Raw genomic sequence first — 255 nt, forward strand, 5'->3', positions numbered from 1 at the left:
CCGCGACTTCGAACGGTTCATCACCGAGGACCTCGGCGCGCACCTGATCCGCCCGGACCGCAAAGACGAGAAACCCCGCTTCGGCAAACTCGGCGGCATCCGGCAATGGATTGAATCCGTCTTCGACACCCTCAAGGGCCAACTCGGCCTCGAAGAACACGGCGGGCGGACCATGGCTGGCGTCTACGCCCGGGTGGCAGCCAGACTCCTCGCCCTCGCCGCAGGCATCTGGCACAACTGGCGCATCAACGCGCC

At 66.3% G+C, this 255-nt stretch carries 1 pseudogene; it reads left to right on the forward strand.

From position 1 onward, the window contains the following. A pseudogene (locus tag M8J71_RS23290) lies at positions 1-255 on the forward strand (IS982 family transposase); the annotation flags it as partial.

Source organism: Pseudarthrobacter sp. R1 (assembly GCF_024494415.1).
Taxonomy (GTDB): domain Bacteria; phylum Actinomycetota; class Actinomycetes; order Actinomycetales; family Micrococcaceae; genus Arthrobacter.